This window comes from Streptosporangium sp. NPDC001681 (assembly GCF_040298085.1).
In the GTDB taxonomy this organism is placed as follows: Bacteria; Actinomycetota; Actinomycetes; order Streptosporangiales; family Streptosporangiaceae; genus Streptosporangium.
Genome location: NZ_JBEOZN010000079.1, coordinates 18877 through 37108, shown reverse-complemented (window position 1 = coordinate 37108; position 18232 = coordinate 18877). Strand labels below are relative to the sequence as shown.

Annotated in this window: 20 protein-coding genes; 12 read left to right on the top strand and 8 right to left on the bottom strand. The window is 67.1% G+C overall.

The annotated features are described in order from the left end of the window. The first annotated feature begins 32 nt into the window (after positions 1–32). The 3 genes from ABT130_RS30315 to ABT130_RS30305 are packed head-to-tail and all read left to right on the top strand — an operon-like array spanning position 33 to position 3071. On the top strand, positions 33–1079 hold the full coding sequence (locus tag ABT130_RS30315; protein ID WP_350961028.1) for an LLM class flavin-dependent oxidoreductase: 1047 nt from the start codon (positions 33–35) through the stop codon (positions 1077–1079). Continuing rightward, positions 1069–2181: an LLM class flavin-dependent oxidoreductase gene (locus tag ABT130_RS30310; protein WP_350961025.1), complete on the top strand. Its 1113-nt coding sequence runs from the start codon at positions 1069–1071 to the stop codon at positions 2179–2181. Before ABT130_RS30315 ends, ABT130_RS30310 begins: the two co-directional genes overlap by 11 nt. Further along, positions 2181–3071: an aliphatic sulfonate ABC transporter substrate-binding protein gene (locus ABT130_RS30305; RefSeq protein WP_350961022.1), complete on the top strand. Its 891-nt coding sequence runs from the start codon at positions 2181–2183 to the stop codon at positions 3069–3071. The genes ABT130_RS30310 and ABT130_RS30305 overlap by 1 nt, the downstream gene beginning before the upstream one ends. Positions 3072–3224: 153 nt before the next feature. Here ABT130_RS30305 and ABT130_RS30300 read toward each other — a convergent pair whose 3' ends face one another. Next, complete coding sequence (locus ABT130_RS30300) at positions 3225–4229, bottom strand: ATP-binding protein (protein WP_350961020.1); 1005 nt, start codon at positions 4227–4229, stop codon at positions 3225–3227. 878 nt (positions 4230–5107) lie between these two features. Between ABT130_RS30300 and ABT130_RS30295 the strand changes: the two genes are divergently transcribed. The 4 genes from ABT130_RS30295 to ABT130_RS30280 all read left to right on the top strand — a co-directional run bounded on the left by ABT130_RS30295 (position 5108) and on the right by ABT130_RS30280 (position 7170). Continuing rightward, positions 5108–5950: a helix-turn-helix domain-containing protein gene (locus ABT130_RS30295; protein ID WP_350961017.1), complete on the top strand. Its 843-nt coding sequence runs from the start codon at positions 5108–5110 to the stop codon at positions 5948–5950. Positions 5951–5960: 10 nt separating this feature from the next. Next, entirely contained in the window at positions 5961–6164 is a 204-nt protein-coding gene (locus ABT130_RS30290) for a DUF397 domain-containing protein (RefSeq protein WP_350961014.1), read from the top strand. Between the two features lie 28 nt (positions 6165–6192). After that, positions 6193–6405: a DUF397 domain-containing protein gene (locus tag ABT130_RS30285; protein ID WP_350961012.1), complete on the top strand. Its 213-nt coding sequence runs from the start codon at positions 6193–6195 to the stop codon at positions 6403–6405. Between the two features lie 156 nt (positions 6406–6561). Next, a complete protein-coding gene (locus ABT130_RS30280; RefSeq protein ID WP_350961010.1) occupies positions 6562–7170 on the top strand; it encodes a hypothetical protein in 609 nt (202 codons plus the stop codon). Positions 7171–7640: 470 nt separating this feature from the next. On the opposite strand, the gene ABT130_RS30275 is transcribed toward ABT130_RS30280, so the two are convergent. Next, a complete protein-coding gene (locus tag ABT130_RS30275; RefSeq protein WP_350961007.1) occupies positions 7641–8147 on the bottom strand; it encodes a DUF6879 family protein in 507 nt (168 codons plus the stop codon). 102 nt (positions 8148–8249) lie between these two features. Further along, complete coding sequence (gene lepB, locus ABT130_RS30270) at positions 8250–8852, bottom strand: signal peptidase I (RefSeq protein WP_350961004.1); 603 nt, start codon at positions 8850–8852, stop codon at positions 8250–8252. An 833-nt stretch (positions 8853–9685) separates the two neighbouring features. Here lepB and ABT130_RS30265 point away from each other — a divergent pair. Both ABT130_RS30265 and ABT130_RS30260 read left to right on the top strand, forming a co-directional pair. After that, positions 9686–10315 (top strand): TetR/AcrR family transcriptional regulator, encoded by a 630-nt coding sequence (locus ABT130_RS30265; RefSeq protein WP_350921906.1) that lies wholly within the window; start codon positions 9686–9688, stop codon positions 10313–10315. A gap of 133 nt (positions 10316–10448) precedes the next feature. After that, on the top strand, positions 10449–11825 hold the full coding sequence (locus tag ABT130_RS30260) for a phenylacetate--CoA ligase family protein (RefSeq protein WP_350961001.1): 1377 nt from the start codon (positions 10449–10451) through the stop codon (positions 11823–11825). Here ABT130_RS30260 and ABT130_RS30255 read toward each other — a convergent pair. Then, a complete protein-coding gene (locus tag ABT130_RS30255; RefSeq protein ID WP_350960998.1) occupies positions 11778–12608 on the bottom strand; it encodes a hypothetical protein in 831 nt (276 codons plus the stop codon). The two genes, ABT130_RS30260 and ABT130_RS30255, sit on opposite strands and share 48 nt — an antisense overlap. 228 nt (positions 12609–12836) lie before the next feature. Between ABT130_RS30255 and ABT130_RS30250 the strand changes: the two genes are divergently transcribed. After that, the gene (locus ABT130_RS30250; protein WP_350960995.1) at positions 12837–13640 is read left to right on the top strand and encodes an SAM-dependent methyltransferase; all 804 of its coding nucleotides are present in this window, start codon (positions 12837–12839) and stop codon (positions 13638–13640) included. A gap of 81 nt (positions 13641–13721) precedes the next feature. Here ABT130_RS30250 and ABT130_RS30245 read toward each other — a convergent pair whose 3' ends face one another. Next, a complete protein-coding gene (locus ABT130_RS30245) occupies positions 13722–14060 on the bottom strand; it encodes a hypothetical protein (protein WP_350960992.1) in 339 nt (112 codons plus the stop codon). 432 nt (positions 14061–14492) lie between these two features. On the opposite strand from ABT130_RS30245, the gene ABT130_RS30240 reads away from it, so the two are divergent. Further along, on the top strand, positions 14493–14822 hold the full coding sequence (locus ABT130_RS30240; protein ID WP_350960989.1) for a hypothetical protein: 330 nt from the start codon (positions 14493–14495) through the stop codon (positions 14820–14822). A gap of 74 nt (positions 14823–14896) precedes the next feature. Here ABT130_RS30240 and ABT130_RS30235 read toward each other — a convergent pair whose 3' ends face one another. The 3 genes from ABT130_RS30235 to ABT130_RS30225 all read right to left on the bottom strand — a co-directional run bounded on the left by ABT130_RS30235 (position 14897) and on the right by ABT130_RS30225 (position 17526). Continuing rightward, complete coding sequence (locus ABT130_RS30235) at positions 14897–16090, bottom strand: cytochrome P450 (protein WP_350960987.1); 1194 nt, start codon at positions 16088–16090, stop codon at positions 14897–14899. A 32-nt stretch (positions 16091–16122) separates the two neighbouring features. Then, positions 16123–16830, bottom strand: a complete 708-nt coding sequence (locus ABT130_RS30230; RefSeq protein ID WP_350960985.1) for a TetR/AcrR family transcriptional regulator — start codon at positions 16828–16830, stop codon at positions 16123–16125. Between the two features lie 123 nt (positions 16831–16953). Continuing rightward, on the bottom strand, positions 16954–17526 hold the full coding sequence (locus ABT130_RS30225) for a dihydrofolate reductase family protein (RefSeq protein ID WP_350960982.1): 573 nt from the start codon (positions 17524–17526) through the stop codon (positions 16954–16956). Positions 17527–17643: 117 nt separating this feature from the next. Here ABT130_RS30225 and ABT130_RS30220 point away from each other — a divergent pair, with 117 nt between their 5' ends. Next, on the top strand, positions 17644–18231 hold the full coding sequence (locus tag ABT130_RS30220; protein WP_350960980.1) for a TetR/AcrR family transcriptional regulator: 588 nt from the start codon (positions 17644–17646) through the stop codon (positions 18229–18231). The last annotated feature ends 1 nt before the right edge of the window (position 18232 follow it).

Here is an 18232-nt window from a genome sequence, read left to right as displayed (position 1 = left end):
TCCCACACAGCACGGCGCCCCGGCACAGTGGCATGGGCACACGACGTTTCCCCGGGCACGGTGCCACGGACGCACGACGTTCCACCCCGCACGGCGACGCGGACGCGCGACGTTCCACTCGGCACGGTGCCATGGGCGCGCGGCGTTCCACCCCGCACAGTGACGCGAACGCGCGACGTTCCGCCCGGCGCGGTGGCGTGATGGCCAGGTTCAACGTCACGCTGCCCACCCGGAGCGCCGCCCGGCCGGTGCTGCCCGGCTTCGTCACCGACGTACGGCCCGCCCGCTCGGATCCGGCGGGACCGGCGGGCCGGGCCGCCGAGCTGGCGGGGCTGTCCGGCGCGCTGCTGCCCTTCGACCCCGAGGGGCAGGAGTCGCTGGTGCTGGCCGCCGGGGTGCTGCGCGACTCACGCCACCTGCGGGTGATCGCGGAGTTCCACCCGGGCATCGCCACCCCGGTCTACCTGGCCAAGCTCTCGGCCTCGCTGCAGCGCTTCTCCGCCGACCGGCTCGGCTGGCGGCTCGCGGTGGACCTCGACCCGGCGGTGGCCAGGGCCCAGGGGGACTTCCTCACCGGAGCCGACCGGTACGCGCGGGCCGAGGAGTTCCTCACCGTCGCCAAGGGCGTCTGGCAGGGGGACTTCGAGTACCGGGGCCGCTTCTACCAGGTGGCCGGGGGCGGCTTCGCGGCCCCGCTCTCCGGACGGGTCTTCCCGACCGTCTACCTCGGCGGCACCTCGCCGGAGGCGCTTGAGCTCTCCGCCCGCCATGCCGACGTGCACGTCTTCTCACCGCAGGACGACCTGGAGGCCCTGACCGCGCGACTGCCCGGCGTGGCGTACGGTCTGCGGCTGCCGGTGCTGGCCCGCGAGGACGACGACGAGGCGCTGGCGGCGGCCCGCCGTACCGGCTTCACCGGGCTGACCGGCTGCTACGCCGCCGTGGCCGCCGCGATCGGGGAGTACGCCGACCGGGGCGTCTCGGAGTTCTTCCTTGAGGCCGGGCCGCGCCCCGAGGAGACCTACCGGCTGGGCGAGCACCTGCTGCCGCTGCTGAAGGAGAGCACCCATGCCGGTTGACATCTACTGGCGCATCCACATGGAGGGCGACCAGCCCTCGCTGCGCCGCAGGGGCGGCAGCCGCGGCGGCTTCGCCGACCTGCCGGGCGCCCTCGCGCCGGGAGTCAGGGACGGCGCCCCCGACGGCTACAGCCACGTCGACTACATGGCCGAGGTGGCCAGGGCGGCCGAGGACTCCGGCTTCGTCGGCGGGCTGCTGCCGTCCTTCCCGCACACCGACGACCCGTGGGCCGCGGCGGCCACCCTGGCCCGTGAGACCCGCTCCTACCGGTTCATGATCGCCTTCCAGCCAGGGTTCCTGCACCCGGTGCAGGCGGCCCGGATGACCGCCACCCTGCAGCGGGCCACCGGCGGGCGGGTGGTCTACAACGTCATCTCCGGCGGCGGCGGACCCGCGCAGCTCTGGTGGGGCGACCGGATCGACCACGACGACCGCTACGCGCGCACCTCGGAGTTCCTCGACGTGCTCAAGGGCGTGTGGCACGGCTCCCACACCCACCACGGCCGCTTCTACCAGGTGGAGAACGCGGGCCTGCCCGAGGAACTGGCCGGGCAGCCGTTCCCGGAGATCTTCTTCTCCGGCTCCTCCCCCGCCGCGATCGCCGCCGCCGGGCGGCACGCCGACCACTACCTGTCCTGGCTGGAGCCGTACCCCGCGCTGGCGGAGAAGTTCGACCTGGTCCGTGCGCACAGCGACACCCCGCCGAAGTTCGCGGTCCGGGTGGACGTGCTCGCCCGCGAGACCGAGGAGGAGGCGTGGGACGAGCTCCGCCGGGGCTGGGCGGCCAGGGTGCACCGCGACTCCGGCGGGGAGTCCGGCTCCGGCGACTCGGTCGGCGTGCGGCGCAGCCGGTCCTTCCTCGCCTCGGCCGGCGGGGACCTCCGCGACCTGGAGGTCTCGCCCAACATCTGGGGCGGGTTCGGCGAGTTGCGCGACGGCCCCGCCTTCGGCCTGGTCGGCGACTACCACCAGGTCGCCGAACGGCTCGACGAACTGATCGGGCTCGGCGTGGACGCCCTCATCCTCGCCGGAGTCCCGCACCTGGAAGAGGCACACCGGGTGGGCACACACGTGCTCCCCCTCCTGAAAGGACGTACCTGATGACCACCCGAGTCGGATATTTCCCCCAGAACAACTCGCTCTGGGTGCTGCGCCACCGGGGACTCCCCGACGTGGAGTGGGTGAACCTGCGCTCCCTGCCGACCGGCGAGCGGGTCGACCCCACCAGGGCGCTGCCGTCGGTGCACAGCGACCACCTGTTCGACGGCGGCTACGACTTCATCGGCACCGGCGCCACACCCCCGGTGACCGCCCAGGCCAAGGGGCACGACGTCGTCTACGTCGCGATCTCCGAACCCCGGATCGAGAACGGTCGCCTGGTCGTCCTCGACGACTCGCCGATCCGGAGCCTGGAAGACCTGAAGGGCAAGAGGGTCGCCCTCGGGCACGGCTCGTGGCAGACCACGCTGCTGCTGCTCGCCCTGGAGCGGGTCGGTCTCGGCTGGAGCGACATCGTCCCGGTCGACGTCTACGACAACGCCGCCGAGCTGTTCCTGTCCGGCGAGGTCGACGCGTGGGTAGGCTCCTACCCCTACCTCACCGGGGTCGAGCAGCGGGCATCCGTCCGGGAACTGGTCGCCACCGACGGCCTGTTCAGCCACCGCTCCCTGTGGTTCACCCGCCGCGACTTCGCCCTCGAACAGCCCGAGGAGCTGGCCAGGATCGTCTCCGCGCTCCAGGAGTCCGACGAGTGGACCCGGCAGAACCCCCGCGCGGCGGCGGAGTTGTTCGCCAAGGACGACGGCGGCGACCTGGACGCCTGGGAGCACGCGCTGCGCACCCGCCCGTGGGGCCTGCACCCGATCAGCGAGGAGTTCGTCGCCGAGCAGCAGCACGTCGCCGACCTCTTCCACGCCAACGGGCTGATCGAGAAGAGGATCACCGTCGCCGACGCGGTACTCCCCGAACTCGGCAAACTGGTCACGGGCTGACCGTCCGGTGTGATCCCGCAGCCGGCGCATCACCTCCCCTCACCGGCTGGCTGATGCGGCCCCGTGCGGCCTTCCTCACCTGCTCTGAGCATCGGGAAGGCCGCCCTGGCGGTCCCGGTTTCTCGGCCGCGGGATCGCGGTCCATACCGGACATCAGGCGAGCAGGTCGCCTGCACGGAACCGGGCGGATGCCATGAACGCCGCCTCGATGACGGAGGAGGACCGCAGGAACGCCCCTGCTCGGGCACGGGATCCTTTTTCCATGGATGCCTCCTCACGGACTCCGGAGGACGGAACCAGCTCCGCGCAGTCGACGGTGCGGGACGCGTCGGACTCCGAGTGGGAGATCCCCCAGGCGGCCCAGACCGTCTTGCCGATCCCGCCCGGCACCGGAACGACGCCCCACCGGTCGGCCAGCGCCTCCACGATCGCGAGCCCCCGGCCGTGCGAGGCGTCCTCACCCAGGCTGAGCTTGCGGGGCCGCTCGGAGCCGTGATCGGTGACCCGCACGCAGACTCCCTGGGGCATGCCCCAGAGCGAGAGCCGGATCGGCTCCTCGCCGTACAGCGTGGCGTTCGCCACCAGCTCGCCGACCACCAGCACCGCGTCGTCGGCGAACTCCGGCGCCAGGCCCCAGCCGGTGAGGGTGTCCCGCGTCATCCGGCGGGCCTCACCGACGGTCGCCGGGTCACGGGGAATGTCCCAGCAGACGGTCCGGAGCCCGTCGGGGGTGCCTGCGATCATCGAATCTCCTTGCCAGTACCGGTGGGATTCCGTTTGTCGGTGAGATTCCGGCCGCCTTGGGGGTTCTGGCTGTCGTTGGGGTTCTGGCTGTCGTTGGAGTCCCGGCTGTCGTTGGGGTTCCGGCACCATACGCACGCCGGGCGGCTGCTCGGGTGACGGCACCGTCGCCGGTTCGGTGGCCTCGCTCTCGCGCATCAGCGCGCACAACTCCTCGGCCGTACGCGCCTCGACGACCAGGGGCTCGGGAACCTGCCCGGCGGCGATGGCGTAGAACCGGCGCCCGCCCACCCCGTACATGACCAGCCAGCCCGCCTCGGCCCGATCCAGCCGGGCCGCGACCTCCCGCTGCTCGCGGTCCCACTGCCGTGGGCCCCGCTGATCGACGGGCTCTCCCCGCCGATGCCGCCCGCTCACGCCGCCTTCCCTTGCCGCAGCATGCCCGGGTACGACCTCCGCCCGCTCAAAGTGAGATCGTCCGGTGGTCGACCTCGCCCGTACGACGCGAGCGACCCGGCGACCACCGGCTCCACAGGCCGGGCGTGACGTCCGTGACCGGAAAACGACCGTGTCTCCCCCGGCGGGCGTACCTCCGCCGAGGCTGACAGGCGCCCCGCGAACCCCAGCCGCCACCACTCCGCCAGCCGCGCCCGGAACTGCGCGGGCGTCGGCCGCTCGTAGGCGTGCGCCTGCCGATGGGGCAGGCATCGGTCATCGTGCGCGTAGGGCGAATGCCCACACCACCGACACCCCAACGGGGCGGGCGGCCGGTCACCACTGAAGCGCATTCGGATGACCCGGATCGCTCTTGTAAAATCGAGCATGGGATTGGACCTCCAGAGTCCGGTTCAAGAGGCCGTCACGGTGTTGCTGCACCGTGGCGGCCTCGCCTATTGGCATCGGTTCAGTGGAGACAAGACGGGATGCGACCATCGCAACCGCTTGGGCCGGATAGGTAGACCAGGATCACTAACGTCGCCATCCCTCTTATTCCACATCGATCAGAGCAGATATTCCTTCTGTCGATTCAAGGCTGAAATGCAACTTATGTCCGAATTGTCGACCTGCAAGTAGCATTAAATATGCTAATCGCCGATATATCATCAACTCGGACACGCTTACCCAGGCCCCGAGGGCGAGCGCTTACCACTGTCGCAATGCGCCCACTTTCTCGCCTCAAGCCCACTAGCATGCTGGCAGAGCAAAGTATAAATCGCAACGCACAAGTGATTGTGCGATAAATTGTCCATTTTGACCGGAGGTCATATCGGACAATTCCCAAGGGAGGTCTCAGCATGGTGAACAGCCCTACGGTCAAGCGACGGAGGCTTTCTCAGGCATTCCGCCAACTCCGCCAGGAAGCCGGCCTCTCGGTGACCGAGGCCGCCAGAAGACTGGAGTGGGAGCCGTCGAAGATATCGAGGATGGAGCGCAACGAGTGGAAGCTTCCCAGCGTCCATGACATCCGCCTGATGCTCGACTTCTACGGTGTCACCGACGAAGACCAGCGCGAGGCGATGATCACCCTCGCCAGGGAGTCACGCCAGCGCGGCTGGTGGGAGAAGTACCAGGACGTCTTCCGGACCAGCCTGCCCGACTTCGAGGCAGGCGCCAGCATCATCCGAACTTGGCAGATTGTCCTCGTCCCGGGGTTACTCCAGACAGAGGCATACGCGAAAGCGGTATGGCGAGCTGGCCGGGTTCTGGACGAGAACCTCATTGAACGCCATGTGCAGGCAAGGCTCGCGCGCCAGGAGATCCTCACCAGTGAGAATCCGCCAACCCTGCTGGCATTGATCGACGAGGCCGCGTTGCGAAAGTTGATCGGTGGAGCCGAGGTGATGCGTGAGCAGATCAGCCATCTCATCGCGATGGCCGCCAGGCCGAACGTCACCATCCAGGTGGTTCCCGACTCCGCCGGCGCCCACCCCGCCCTGGACGGGGCGTTCGTCATTCTGGACTTCCCCAACGACCCGAGCCTCATCTACACCGTGACCGTAACGGAAAACCTCTGGCTTGAGCAGCAGGTGGACTACCAGCGATATAGCCTTATCTACAATCATGTGATGACATTGGCTCTATCGCCAGAAGAGTCGGTTCGGTACCTTGCGAAACTCGTAGAGCAACTCACGGGATAGGTGAAGCACAGTGGACCAAAGCGCCCAGAGCCTCAGCTGGTACAAGAGCACACTAAGCGGAGCCAACACCGACGACTGCATCGAGGTAGCCAACCTACCCGGCGGCAGCCGAGCCGTACGAGACAGCAAAAACCCCAACGGCCCCACACTGAACTTCACCCCCGGCGCATGGAGAACTTTCATCACCAGCATCAAAAACAACAAACTCGACTAACCAAAACACCCCACCAAGGAGCCGCCAGGTGGAAACCCCCAACCTCCACCATCTGAAATGGCGCAAGAGCACCCTCAGCGGGACCAACAACGACAACTGCGTCGAGGTAGCCAACCTGCCCAGCGGCGGCCGAGCCGTACGAGACAGCAAAGATCCCAACGGCCCCATGCTGAGCTTCACCTTTGATGAATGGCACGGGTTCATCGGTGGTGTGAGGAATGGTGAGTTCGACCAGGGGTAATCGGCCGCGTCCTTGTGGGCCTGATCACCGGCCTTCAGTGGGCGTTCCACGTGACCGCACGCGTTGAGTTCGTTCCGTTCTGGTCCGGTCTCGGGTGGTGGAGGGTGGGAGGATGCCACCGCACACGATCTTCGATGACGGCAGAGGACCTTTTACATGGACGAGGAGAGCAGCGGGAAGCCGGCCGGGATCAGGGCGAAGCTGGATCTGCTCAAGCGGGTGGAGGCCGAGCACAGTTTCGGCGTGATCATCGAGGAGCCGAGGGAGTCAGAACCCATCCCCGGGCTTCCCCCGGGGGTGGCGGAGGTGTTCGGCCTGTTCCACCGGTTGGGCGGAGACTACTTTCGCTTCCAGCGGCCCCCCGAGACAGCGAGCCGTCAAGCCTGGGCTGACCGCCATATCAATCCGTACTGTCCGCTGGGCAATCCGCTCAGCATCGGCTGTGAGCGTTACGGCGCTCCCGAGGACATCGAGTGCGGCAACGGCATTTACCTCGACCTCCAGGACGGGGACGTCTACTTCTGCGACGGGGACGACTACGCCTTCGCCTACAAGCACGTCGACGTCGAGACGGTCGAGACCACGGAGTTGTCACCCGACATCGTCACGTTCTTCGACTTCCACGTCCTCGGCGAGGGCTATCCCCAGCTCATCGCGTCCGTCATCGGGGGGCATGCCGTCAACCGCCGTAAGCGGCGAGGCCAGCACCGGGACAGTTGGATGAGACTTCTGGAGAAGAGCGGCCTGGCGTCGGCGAACGCGTGAGAGAAGGCCGCCTGCCAGGATACCGACACAGATATGCGGCGATGGCGGAACCGAAGTGAATGTCCCGGCCGGAGCCGGGGCCAAGGTGGGGGTTGAGGATCACAGACGTCGGAGTGAGCGAACTCGGCAAAGAAGATCATGGTTTGTTCGCGGAGCTCCCACTGGGTCAGTCCGGCGTTCTTGGCGACGCGCCGGCTCAGGATTTTCACCCCTCTCCGGAGACCGATCCTTCTCGGACGCCATGCGACTCTTCTCTATGATCATGAGCGGGATAAAACACAGGGAAAGAATGCTGGCCGCCACCATCAGCCGAGGCGCCCATGTTCTGACATTCACCATCATAGAAACGATCATCACAGCACCCGTAAAGGATGCCAGCGCCGCAGTCATGGCTACCACTTTCCGGAGGATGATTACTGATTTGAGCACGCTCACCGTGATCCGATCTTGATTTCTTTGCCAGGCTACGGTCAGACGGCCCGGTATTCCGCATGCGGAAGCGCCCTCTCCCAGACGGCCAGAAACGCCGACGTGCACAGTTTCACCGCCGCCGGATCGTCACTTGTTTCCTTTCCTGCCGATTCACCGTCTCCGGTGAAGTGATTCCACATGACCGTGGTGTCGTCGAAGACCCAGAAGTCGTTGCCGGGCAAGGCCAGGTCCGAGGCCCGGCATCGGGGTAGCCACCGCACGTCCTCACCCGCCGCGAGGTTCAACCCCTCCGTGATGTCGTACTCGAAGCGGACATAGTCGGTGATCGGTTCGGACACGATGCGTGCCCTCTGGATCTGGACGCCCCGAGCACGAGCGGTACCGACGGGTGCGAACCATGCCGGCCATCGGGTGGCCGGGACGATCTCCTCTCCCCTTTTCCAGGCGATGAACGCCGGATCGCTGCGCATGTAGCCATCGCGCATTTCCAGGTGTACGGCCGACCTCCGCGCCGAGACGAGCAGATCGTCAAATGTTGGCTCCATCCCTGCCGTTCACCTCCGGAAAGAACTGCATCATCCGCTCCGGCCTCACCGCCAGGGCGCCGGCGACAGCCTGCTGGGACGAGTCAAGCGGAAAAGATGCGGTTACCTGTCCTCGGTGAACGCCTGGGTGAACGTGTCCGGCGTCGAGAGGACGGCCACCCGGGAGAAGGGCCAGAAGATCGCCATGGCACGGCCGATCACGTCGGCCTCCGCGATCGTCCCCTCGCCTTCCTGCTCCTCGTGGCTGCGGGAGTCCTGGGAGGCAGAGCGGTGGTCGCCCATGACCCACAGGCGGCCCTCGGGAACGACCTTCTCGAACTCCTCCCCCGAGGGGAAGTCGTCGGGGTGGAGGTAGTCCTTCTCGTCGAGCGGGACCCCGTTCACGGTGATCCTCTTCTTGGCGTCACAGCACTTGACGGTGTCGCGGCCGATCGCGATGACCCGCTTGATGGTGTCCTCGCCGTTCCAGCCCTTGAAGACCACCAGGTCACCACGCTCGGTCGCACCGTGCAGCTTGTTGACGACCACGCCGTCGCCCTCGCGCAGGGTGTTCTCCATGGACTCCGACGGGATCCAGAACAGCCGGAAGACGAAAAGCTGCAGCAGCACCGCCACCACGACGCCGCAAACCAACAGGAACAGGCTCTCGCGCACGCCACCCTTGCGGGGGGACTTGTTCTGCTTGTTCTCGGACCCGGCGGTCATGAGATGCCTCCATCGGCTTCGGGCTTTCGCGGTGAATTTCGCCGGGCTTGATCGTCTACCCCGGAAAAGTTCCTACGACCTGGGAGGACAGGGCCTGTCGAAGGCCCTGTCCACACCAGTCCACGAGGCACTTTTCACATGAAAACTACCGCTTCCCACCACAAGATCACCGCGTTCGTCGACGGCCTGGTCACGATGCCGCACGCCGCCGGCCACGTCGACAACAGAGCCGGGTTTCGAGCTTCGGCGCCTCTGGCGAACTCATCGCCATTACGCGTTACCAGCCGTTGAGACGGGTTGTGTCCACGGAGGTGGTGCATGAGTTTCCCCAGCCAGTGGGCGTGGCGCCGGGAAACGAGGACCATGCCGCCGCAATGGGAGCCCTAGCCTCTTCGCTTCTTGGATCTTTTGGAGCCGTTCGCTCGTTTGGGGCTGCCGTGCCCGGCGGGGTTCCCGGAACCGCGCTTTGTCGGGGGCCTCTCCGAGTCATCGGCGTCATCGGCTTTCGAAGCACCTGTCCCCTTGGGGAGCATGGTCCGGCGTCGCAGCTCACCCATCACGCTGAGCACGATTGTCAATGGCCAGGTGCGTGTGGGTCTGGCCCACTTTTTACATGGCCACTGACACACCGACCGTCAAACCTCCGAGAGGCTTCCAGCGCAGACCACTTAGCTGCGCGCACACCGCTCAGCCGTGACCGATGACTCATCCACTGTGACGATGATCGGCGCATCTCCCGAACCGCTTCCTTCACCGATACCCCTGGCGCCCTTGTGACAGTTCATGAATTATTCCGCTTGTCGGGAAAATTCTAGTAGACGTATATTTGGGGCATGCAGGAGTCGCGACGCGAACGGAAGAAGCGGCTGACCCGACAGCGGATCGTCATGGCGGCTATCCGGCTGTTCGAGGAGCAGGGGTATGAGCAGACCACGGTGGCGCAGATCGCCGCGGCGGCGGACGTCGATCCCAAGACGTTCTCCAACTACTTTCGCGGCAAGGACGAGGTGCTGTGGGTCGACACGGAGCGGGACTTCGATGTGCTGTTCCGGGCGATCGCGGAACGTCGGCCGGACGAGAGCCCGGGCGAGGTGTTGGCGAGGATGATCCAGGAGTACAGAGCCCACCGCTGGCCCAAGGTTCCCCGGCGGGAGCCCGAGGAGCTGTCGGCGGCGGCCCGGCTGGCCCTAACCACGCCGGCGCTTCAGGCGAAGGGGCTGTACCTGCTGCTGGAGCTGCAGCGGCGTATCGCCGGCGAACTGCTGAAGGCGTTCCCCGACGATCTGGATCCGATCACCGCGGCGGCGATGACCGGATCCTTGATAGGCGCCATCCAGCAGGCGGGCCTGGCGAGCGTCCAGCTTGGCCGGTCGCAGGAGGAACTGTGGGAGGCCACCCGGCGTGGCCTCGACATCGCCATGCATGGCCTGCTTTCGGTGCGGCCGCCCACGGAAAGCCCATGACGAGGGCGCTCAACACCATCAACGCCCGCGCTCCCAGGCCAGGGAATGCACTTGTCGCCGGGCCCGATGGTCTGCCCAGCGCCCGAGGAAGGCAACATTCCGCTCACCAATGAGGAGAAGGGACCAGCCCTTCATGGAAGAAAAAGAAAGCGTCCGACAGCTCGTCCGCGACGCACGACGCGCCATGCGGGAAGGCCCCGCGGCGATCGCGCAGCGGCAGCGCGCTCGTTTGGCCGAGATGGTGGCCTACGCCCGCGCTCACTCGCCGTACTACCGCGAGCTGTATCGGGACCTGCCAGAGCAGGTCGACGACCCGGCACTGCTTCCGGTCACCGACAAGAAGATGCTGATGGCCCGCTTCGACGACTGGGTCACCGACCGCCAGGTGACGCTCGAGCGGGTCGAGGCGTTCGTGGCCGACCCGAGCCTTGTAGGGGAGCGGTTCCAGAGCGGGTACCTGGTGGTCACCACCTCCGGCACCAGCGGTCTGCGCGGCCTTTTCGTGCTGGACGAGCGGAGCCTGGCGGTGAGCACCGCCGTCGGGTTGCGCGCCAGCGGCGGGCTGGCGGCCCGCGATGTCATCCGGACCCTCGCCCGCGCCGGCCGTACCGCCATAGTCACCGCACCCGGCGGCCATTTCTCCACTGTCGCGACGCCGGCCCGGTTCCGCCTGGACAGACCGTGGCTCGGCCGGATGATGCGGGTCTTCTCGATCAAACAGCCGATGGCGGAGTTGGTCGACGAGCTCAACCGGTACGATCCCGCCAGTCTTGCCGGCTTCGTGGGCATGCTCACGCTGCTGGCCGGGGAGCAGGAAGCGGGCCGTCTGCGCATCCGCCCGGCGGTCGTCGTCCCCGGCGGTGAGACGTTGACCCCGGACGCCCGGGAGCGGATCGCCACCGCGTTCCAGGCCAAGGTCCGCGCCGCCTACGCCTCCACCGAGTGCGGCTTCCTCAGCTTCGGCTGCGCGCACGGCTGGTACCACGTCAACAGCGACTGGGCTGTCCTGGAGCCGGTCGACGCCGACTTCCGGCCTGTCCCGCCAGGTCAGCACTCGCACACCGTCCTGATCAGCAACCTCGCCAACCGGGTCCAGCCGATCCTGCGCTACGACCTCGGCGACAGCGTCCTGCTCCGCCCCGACCCCTGCCCGTGCGGCAACCCGCTCCCCGCCATCCGGGTGCAGGGCCGCGTCGCTGACCTGCTCACCTTCCCCACCGATCGCGGCGAGCACGTCGGTATCTCGCCCATGGCCTTCGGCGCCGTACTGGACGTTCCCGGCATCGAGCAGTTCCAGCTCGTCCAGACCGCGCCCGCCGTCCTGCGCGTACGCCTACGGACCGCAGATGGTGCCGACGCCGACCGCGTGTGGCAGACCGTGCGCGACAAGGTCACCCACCTGCTCACCGAGCACAAGGTCGGTGAGGTCACGATCGAACGCGCCGAGGAGCCACCACAGCAGTCACCCGGCGGCAAATACCGCAGGATCATCCCCCTGGCCACGCCGTGACGACGTTGAGCACCCAGTCCGTATCGCACACGCGTCCGTCGGGGCCGGATGGCCGGGCGGACGGCGCGTCGGGGGTGCGCTTTTGGGTCTGTCGGACTCGGCGGGGTTCCCGGAACCGCGCTTTGTCGGGGGCCTTTCGGAGTCATCGGCTTTCGAAGCGCCTGAACCCTTGGGGAGCATGGTCCGGCGCCTCAGCTCACCCATCACGCTGAGCACGATCGCCATCAGCACCACCCCGGCCGCCGAGACCCAGAGAACGGTGAACGATCCCAGCTCCGACGGCTCTCTGGCCTCGAACACGCCCCGGGGATCCACCAGCATCTCGACCGGCGCCCCGATCTCCAGTGGCGGCTCGTACTTGTTTTTCCTGATTACCTCTTCAAGGAGTCGACCATCCGGACCCCGCAGGACATACCGGTAATGGTCCCTGTTCGACCTCCGGCCCTCGACCCATGTCCGCTCCGCCACGGTCGTGGTCACCGGTTCACCGAAGGTGCTCAGGTAGTAGTCGCCCGGTAGGAACATGCCGGTCAACAGCAGTACGGCGAGGAATGGAAATGTCCCCCAGGCCGCCCAGGGGACGTCCTCGGAGATCCCGACCAGCACCACCAGGGCACAGCCGACCAGGGCGAGGCCGAGAAACCCGCCCAGGAACGACCATCCTGAGCCGAGGGCGAAGATGATACCGACGAGCCACCAGGAGGCGGCTATCGCCGCGAGGAACAGCACCCCCCTCCCGACGACCCGCCACCAACCCGCCCGTAGAGCTGCCTCCGTTGCCACAGACCAGATCGTGACAACAGAGGCAGGGCCGTGACGTCACTCGCGAGGATGATCGACACATCACCGGAGGGATTAGACCCGACCGGGAGGGCAGGCCGTTTGGGCTGTTCGCCGGCCCCTGCGACGTCCGCCGCCGAAGCCCCACATCGATGACCTCATCCTGCTGCTAACGTTCGGCAGACTCTCTAAGATCAATTCCAGACGGATGCCGAACAATCGGGAGCAAGCGTGGATGATCAGGCTACGCCGGCCGGGGTCGACCCGAACGTGCCCAATGTCGCCCGGATGTACGACTACTACCTGGACGGCAAGGACAATTTCGCCGCCGACCGGGCCGCAGCCGAGCAGATTCTGAAGCTCTTCCCCGAGACCCGCGACTCCGCGAGGGAGAACCGGGCGTTCCTCGCACGTGCCGTACGCCATCTGGTCGAGTCGGGCATCCGGCAGATCGTGGATCTGGGCTCCGGGCTGCCCACGCGGGGCAACACCCACGAGATCGCGCACGCGGTCGCGCCCGACACCCACGTGGTCTACGTGGACTACGACCCCATCGTGTGCGCGCACAGCCGGGCGCTCCTGGCGAACGGCGACAACGTCACCATCGTGCAGGCCGACGCGCGCGCCCCGGAGACGCTGCTGGCCGAGCTGCGCGAGCACGTCGACTTCGACCGGCCCGTGGCGTTCCTGCTGCTGGCCATTCTGCACTTCATCCCGGACGAGAACCCCGACGGCGCGGGCGCCTACCAGATCATCCAGCGGCTCTACGAGGCGAGCGCGCCAGGCAGCCACCTCGTTCTCAGTCACGCGATCGACGCCAAGCCCGACACCACGCCGGAGGCTCTGGAGATCTACAACCGGGCCACCGAGGCGCTGAGCCTGCGCACGCACGCGGAGATCTCCCGCTTCTTCGACGGCTACGAGCTGGTCGAACCCGGCCTGGTGTTCCCCAAGGACTGGCGCCCTGTCGATCCGCCCCTGTTCGGCGAGCGGAACACCTCGATCGGCTACGTCGGAGTAGGCCGCAAGCCCTGACGGTCACACCCTCCTGACCCGCGTGATGTGCCGGGCGAGAGCACGAGCTTCCTGCCCGGATGCTTCATCGGTCACGAAAGATCATTCCTGCGTCTGGACGGCATGGTCGCGGATTCGCCTGTGCACCTCGGCGTCCTCGGGAGAGGAAGCGAGCGCGGCGACGTCCTCGTCCGTCTGCAGGACGGGCGGGATGAGCCTCGCCAGCGCCCGGCGATCGCCTTCGGCGACCTTCGCGGCGTTCTCCAGCATCTCGGCCTCCGCCTGCACGACCGGCAGACTGTCGCTCAGATCGCACGGCGTCGACGGGTCCGTGATCTCCTCGATGAAGACAGCGTAGGAGCGGTAGCCCTCGGCCGCACGGCGCAGGTCCGCGACGATCCTGGCACGCTCGTCGGCACGGGCCTCTGCCACGTTCTCCATGGGTTCCTCCCGTTCCGTCCAACCGTTCAAGAATGTCAGCGGAACCGAGAGTAGAGCGGCCTTCCTCTCCGTGCATCCCTATTTTCATCACATAAAGGATCTTGGCTGCCGGAGCACCGTCAAGCCTGGGGCGGCCCGTTCAGGCACCTGAGGGAGAGTGGCGGGTTGCCCCGCCGCTTCCCCCTCAAACCGGGCGTGCCGCTCGTCGAGTGGGGCCTAAAAGACTTGCCTGCCCCCGGGAGTTCATCCGTTCAACAATGAATCCCAGATTCCTGCCGAATATTTTTTTGCGATGATTACAGGTTTGAAATGAATAGTCCGTTTTGTGTGCTTTTGTCAGTGAATGTCGGGTATCACTCTCCCGCTGAGAATGTCGCGGTCCCGTGGTCCGGCCTCGGCCGGCACGACGGCACCGCTTGATCGGCAAGGGAGATGAGCACCATGTCCAACCGAATCCTTCAGACGATCGCAGTCGGCGCGACGGGTATCGCGCTGATCGGCGGCCTGGCGGGCATGGCAGGTGCGGCCCCGACCGCCCCGGAGGCGGCAGCGCCCAGCCCCTCGCACACCGCGACGGCGAAACCGTCCCTGACCAAGCAATGCCAGAAAGACAAGAACTGCAAGAAGGGGTACGCGGCCGGGTACAAGGCCGGCAAGGCCTCCTGCACGAGCGGCGTGGGCAGCAGTACCCCTAGCGGTTCCGCAGAGTACAAGCGCGGATTCGAGTTGGGGTACAAGAAGGCCCGCGCCCGACACTGCTAGGGGCGACGAACACCAGGAAAGGGGCGTGGAGGCGTTTGCCTCCACGCCCCTTTCCTCCTGGCGGAGCAGCCCGCTCAGCCGGCGGAGGTGAGCAGGGACAGTTTCCGTACGCCGGTCATGTTGGGGCTGGGGATGAACTGCGGTGGCTCGTCCGGGTCGGTGCGCAGGTGGGGGAAGCGGTCGAGCAGGATGTCGAGCGCGACCCTGCCCTCCAGGCGGGCCAGCGGCGCGCCGAGGCAGAAGTGGATTCCCCTGCCGAGACCGAGGTGGGGGTTGGGGTCACGGGTCGGGTCGAAGACGTCGGGGTCGGCGAACTGCCGGGGGTCGCGGTTGGCCGCCGCGATCCACACCATGAGCAGCTGGTCGGCGGGCACGTGCTGTCCACCGAGCTCGACGTCGACGTTGGTGACCCGGCCCAGGGCCGCGAACGGGCTGAAGAAGCGCAGGGACTCCTCGATCACGGCGGGAACCGTCGACCGGTCCGCGCGGGCGCGGGCGAACTGCTCGGGCTGGGCGTCCAGGCAGAGCACGGTGTTACCCAGCAACATGGTGGTGGTGATGTGCCCGGCTATCAGCAGAACGTTGGCGAAGTTCACCACCTCGGCCTGACTGAGCCGCTCACCGTCCACCTCCGCCTCGACGAGCTGGGTGAGCAGATCCGCGCGTGGCCGAACCCTGCGCTCCGCGGCGTGTTCGCCAAGGTAGTCGGCCAGGTGTTTGGCCTGCTCCATGACGAACTCCAGGTTGCGCTCCTGCTCCTCGCTCCGGTTGACGAGCGAGAACCGCTGGGACCCCTCGAACATCCTGTCCACCCACTGCTTGAACAGGTAGCGGTCGGAGCTGGGCACCCCGAGCAGCTCCGCGATGACGATGACCGGCAGCGGGTAGGCGAGGTCGGCCACCAGCTCCAGCCGGTCCGTCTCGGCCACCGCGTCGAGCAGCTCGTTGGTCAGCGCGGCGATGCGCGGTTCGAGGTCGGCGACGACCTTCGGGGTGAAGGCGTGGCTGACGAGTTTGCGAAGCTTGCTGTGCATGGGCGGGTCCAGCTGCGTCAGGCTGCGCTCGGCGGGCTTGGCGACCTCGGGCACCACGCGGCTGGTATCGGAGGAGAACGTCTTCGGATCGCCGAGAATCCGCAGTGCCTCGGGGTAGCCGTAGACGTTCCACATCCCGGTGGCGGCGTCGAAGCTCACCGGCTGGTCCGGCCGCCTTCCGCGTAGCCAGAAGTGCCCCTCGTGCAGGCCCCATGTGTCGGCGATGGTGGTCATGGCGTGCCTTTCTCATCGGGACGGGTCCGGGATCAGCCGGGCTCGTGCGTTCTCTCGTGCGCGTAGATCCAGGTGCGGTAGGGCGGGATCAGGTCCTCGAAGACGGCGATCACCTCCGAGACCGCCTTGGCCAGTTCCTCGGGCGTCGGTGGCTCGGCCGGTTCGAAGGCGTGCCTGACCACGTGGGCGATCGAGTCGACCTTGGCCCGTATGTCCAGCGCGGTGGCCATCGGATCCAGGTTCTCGTAGACGTGGAACCCGGTCATCGTCGCGCTCAGCGTGTACGCCAGGTTCGGCACGTCGTCGCGGAGCAGGCCGTGCCGGGTCATCAGGTCGTAGAACCGCTCGGCGGCGAGCAGTTCCTGGCTGTGCAGGAAGGCGTCGGCCGGCCTGCTCTGCGCCTGCCGCAGGTATCCCTCGGACAGCGCCCGCAGCACCGGCCGGCGGTCGACGATGAGGAACGACGCGGGGATGAAGCGGTGCGGCAGCAGCATCGCCGGATCGCGGCGCAGCTCGTCGAGGAGTTCCTCGACATAGCAGATGGACTCGCGCAGCAGCACGGCCTCGAACAACTGCTGCTTGGTGCGCCAGTGCAGGTAGACGGTGCCCTTGCCGATGCCGGCCAGCCGGGCGATGTCGTCGATCGTCACCTTCCGGTAGCCGAGGCGCACGAGCAGCTCGGCCGCCGCGTCAAGAATGCGGTCGGCGCGGCCGACGGTCTGCCCTGCTCGTTCCGTCACCCTGAAACCTTTCCCTCTGACCTCGTGACCAATTATGAAATCTGGTCAACAAGTCAGACGGTAACTCCTCGCCCTCAGCCGGACAACCCCTCGCGACGGACGATCGCGCCGAAAACGCGCGGGTCATTTCCTGGTGTAGGTGAGGACCACGGCCCCGTTTCCGAAGGTGCGGGTGTCGACCAGATCGAAGAGATTCGGCTCGGACTTCATGGCGAAGAGCGGGATGCCCGAGCCGATGACCACCGGGTAGCACTTGATGACCAGCTCGTCGATCTCGGGGAACAGGGCGCCCGCGAGCGTCCCGCCACCGCACAGCCAGATTCCGAGGCCGTCCTCACGCTTGAGCCGCCGTACCAGCTCGGTCGGGTCGCCGGAGACCAGCTCGACCCCGGGGTCGGCGATCTCGGGGATGGTGCGCGAGACGACGTACTGGCGCAGGTGGGCGTACGGGCTGACGATGCCGGCGTCCAATGCCGGTTGGTAGGTGCCACGCCCCATCAGGACGGTGTCGAACCGCTTGTTCGCGACGTTCTCAAGACCCGCCTGGGCGCGGAAGGCGGTGGGAATGGTCTCCGGCCAGTCGGCGACGAGGAACTCCATCATGGCGTCCACCCCGGGAAAGAAGTCGTATCCGCCGTCCGGGTCGGCGATGAAGCCGTCAATGGTGGCACCTACGTAGTAGGTGAGCTTTCGCATCCGATTCTCCTCGTCTCGTGGCGCGAGCCTCCGGCCACAACACTCTGTTCGTAGTACTCTAAGTGAAGTGGTTTGAACGTAGTACTACACTTAGAGTGGTGTCAAGCGGGAGGTCCGATGAGGCAGAATCCGGAACGGCGGGCGGCGCTCGTCGACGCGGCCATCGAGGTTTTGGCGGCTGAGGGGGCGCGCGGCCTGACCTTCCGCGCCGTCGACGCCTGGGCGGCGGTCCCCAACGGCACCGCGTCCAACTACTTCGCCAACCGCGACGACCTGCTCACCCAGGCCGGCGGGCGCATCTATGAGCGACTGCACCCCGGTGCGAGCGCCATGGCCGACAGCCTGACCGGGCCGCGTGACCGCGAACGGCTGGCGAAGCTGATGCGCGACGTGGTGGACCGGATCACCGAGTTCCGCTCGGGCTACCTGGCCCTGCTGGAGCTGCGGCTGGAGGCCACCCGCCGCCCCGAGCTGCGCGCCGTGCTCACCCGCACCATCCGGGCCGACCTCGACGCCAACATCGAACGCCACCTGAAGACGGGGCTGCCCGGCGACACCACCGTGGTCGTGCTCCTCTATCTGGCCCTGAACTGGCTGATCGTCGAGCGGCTCACCCTGCCCGACATCTTCCCCGAGTCGCGAATCCACGACCTGATCAACGATGCGGTGGACCGTCTGCTGCCCCCGGACACCCCGGCCCGGTAGA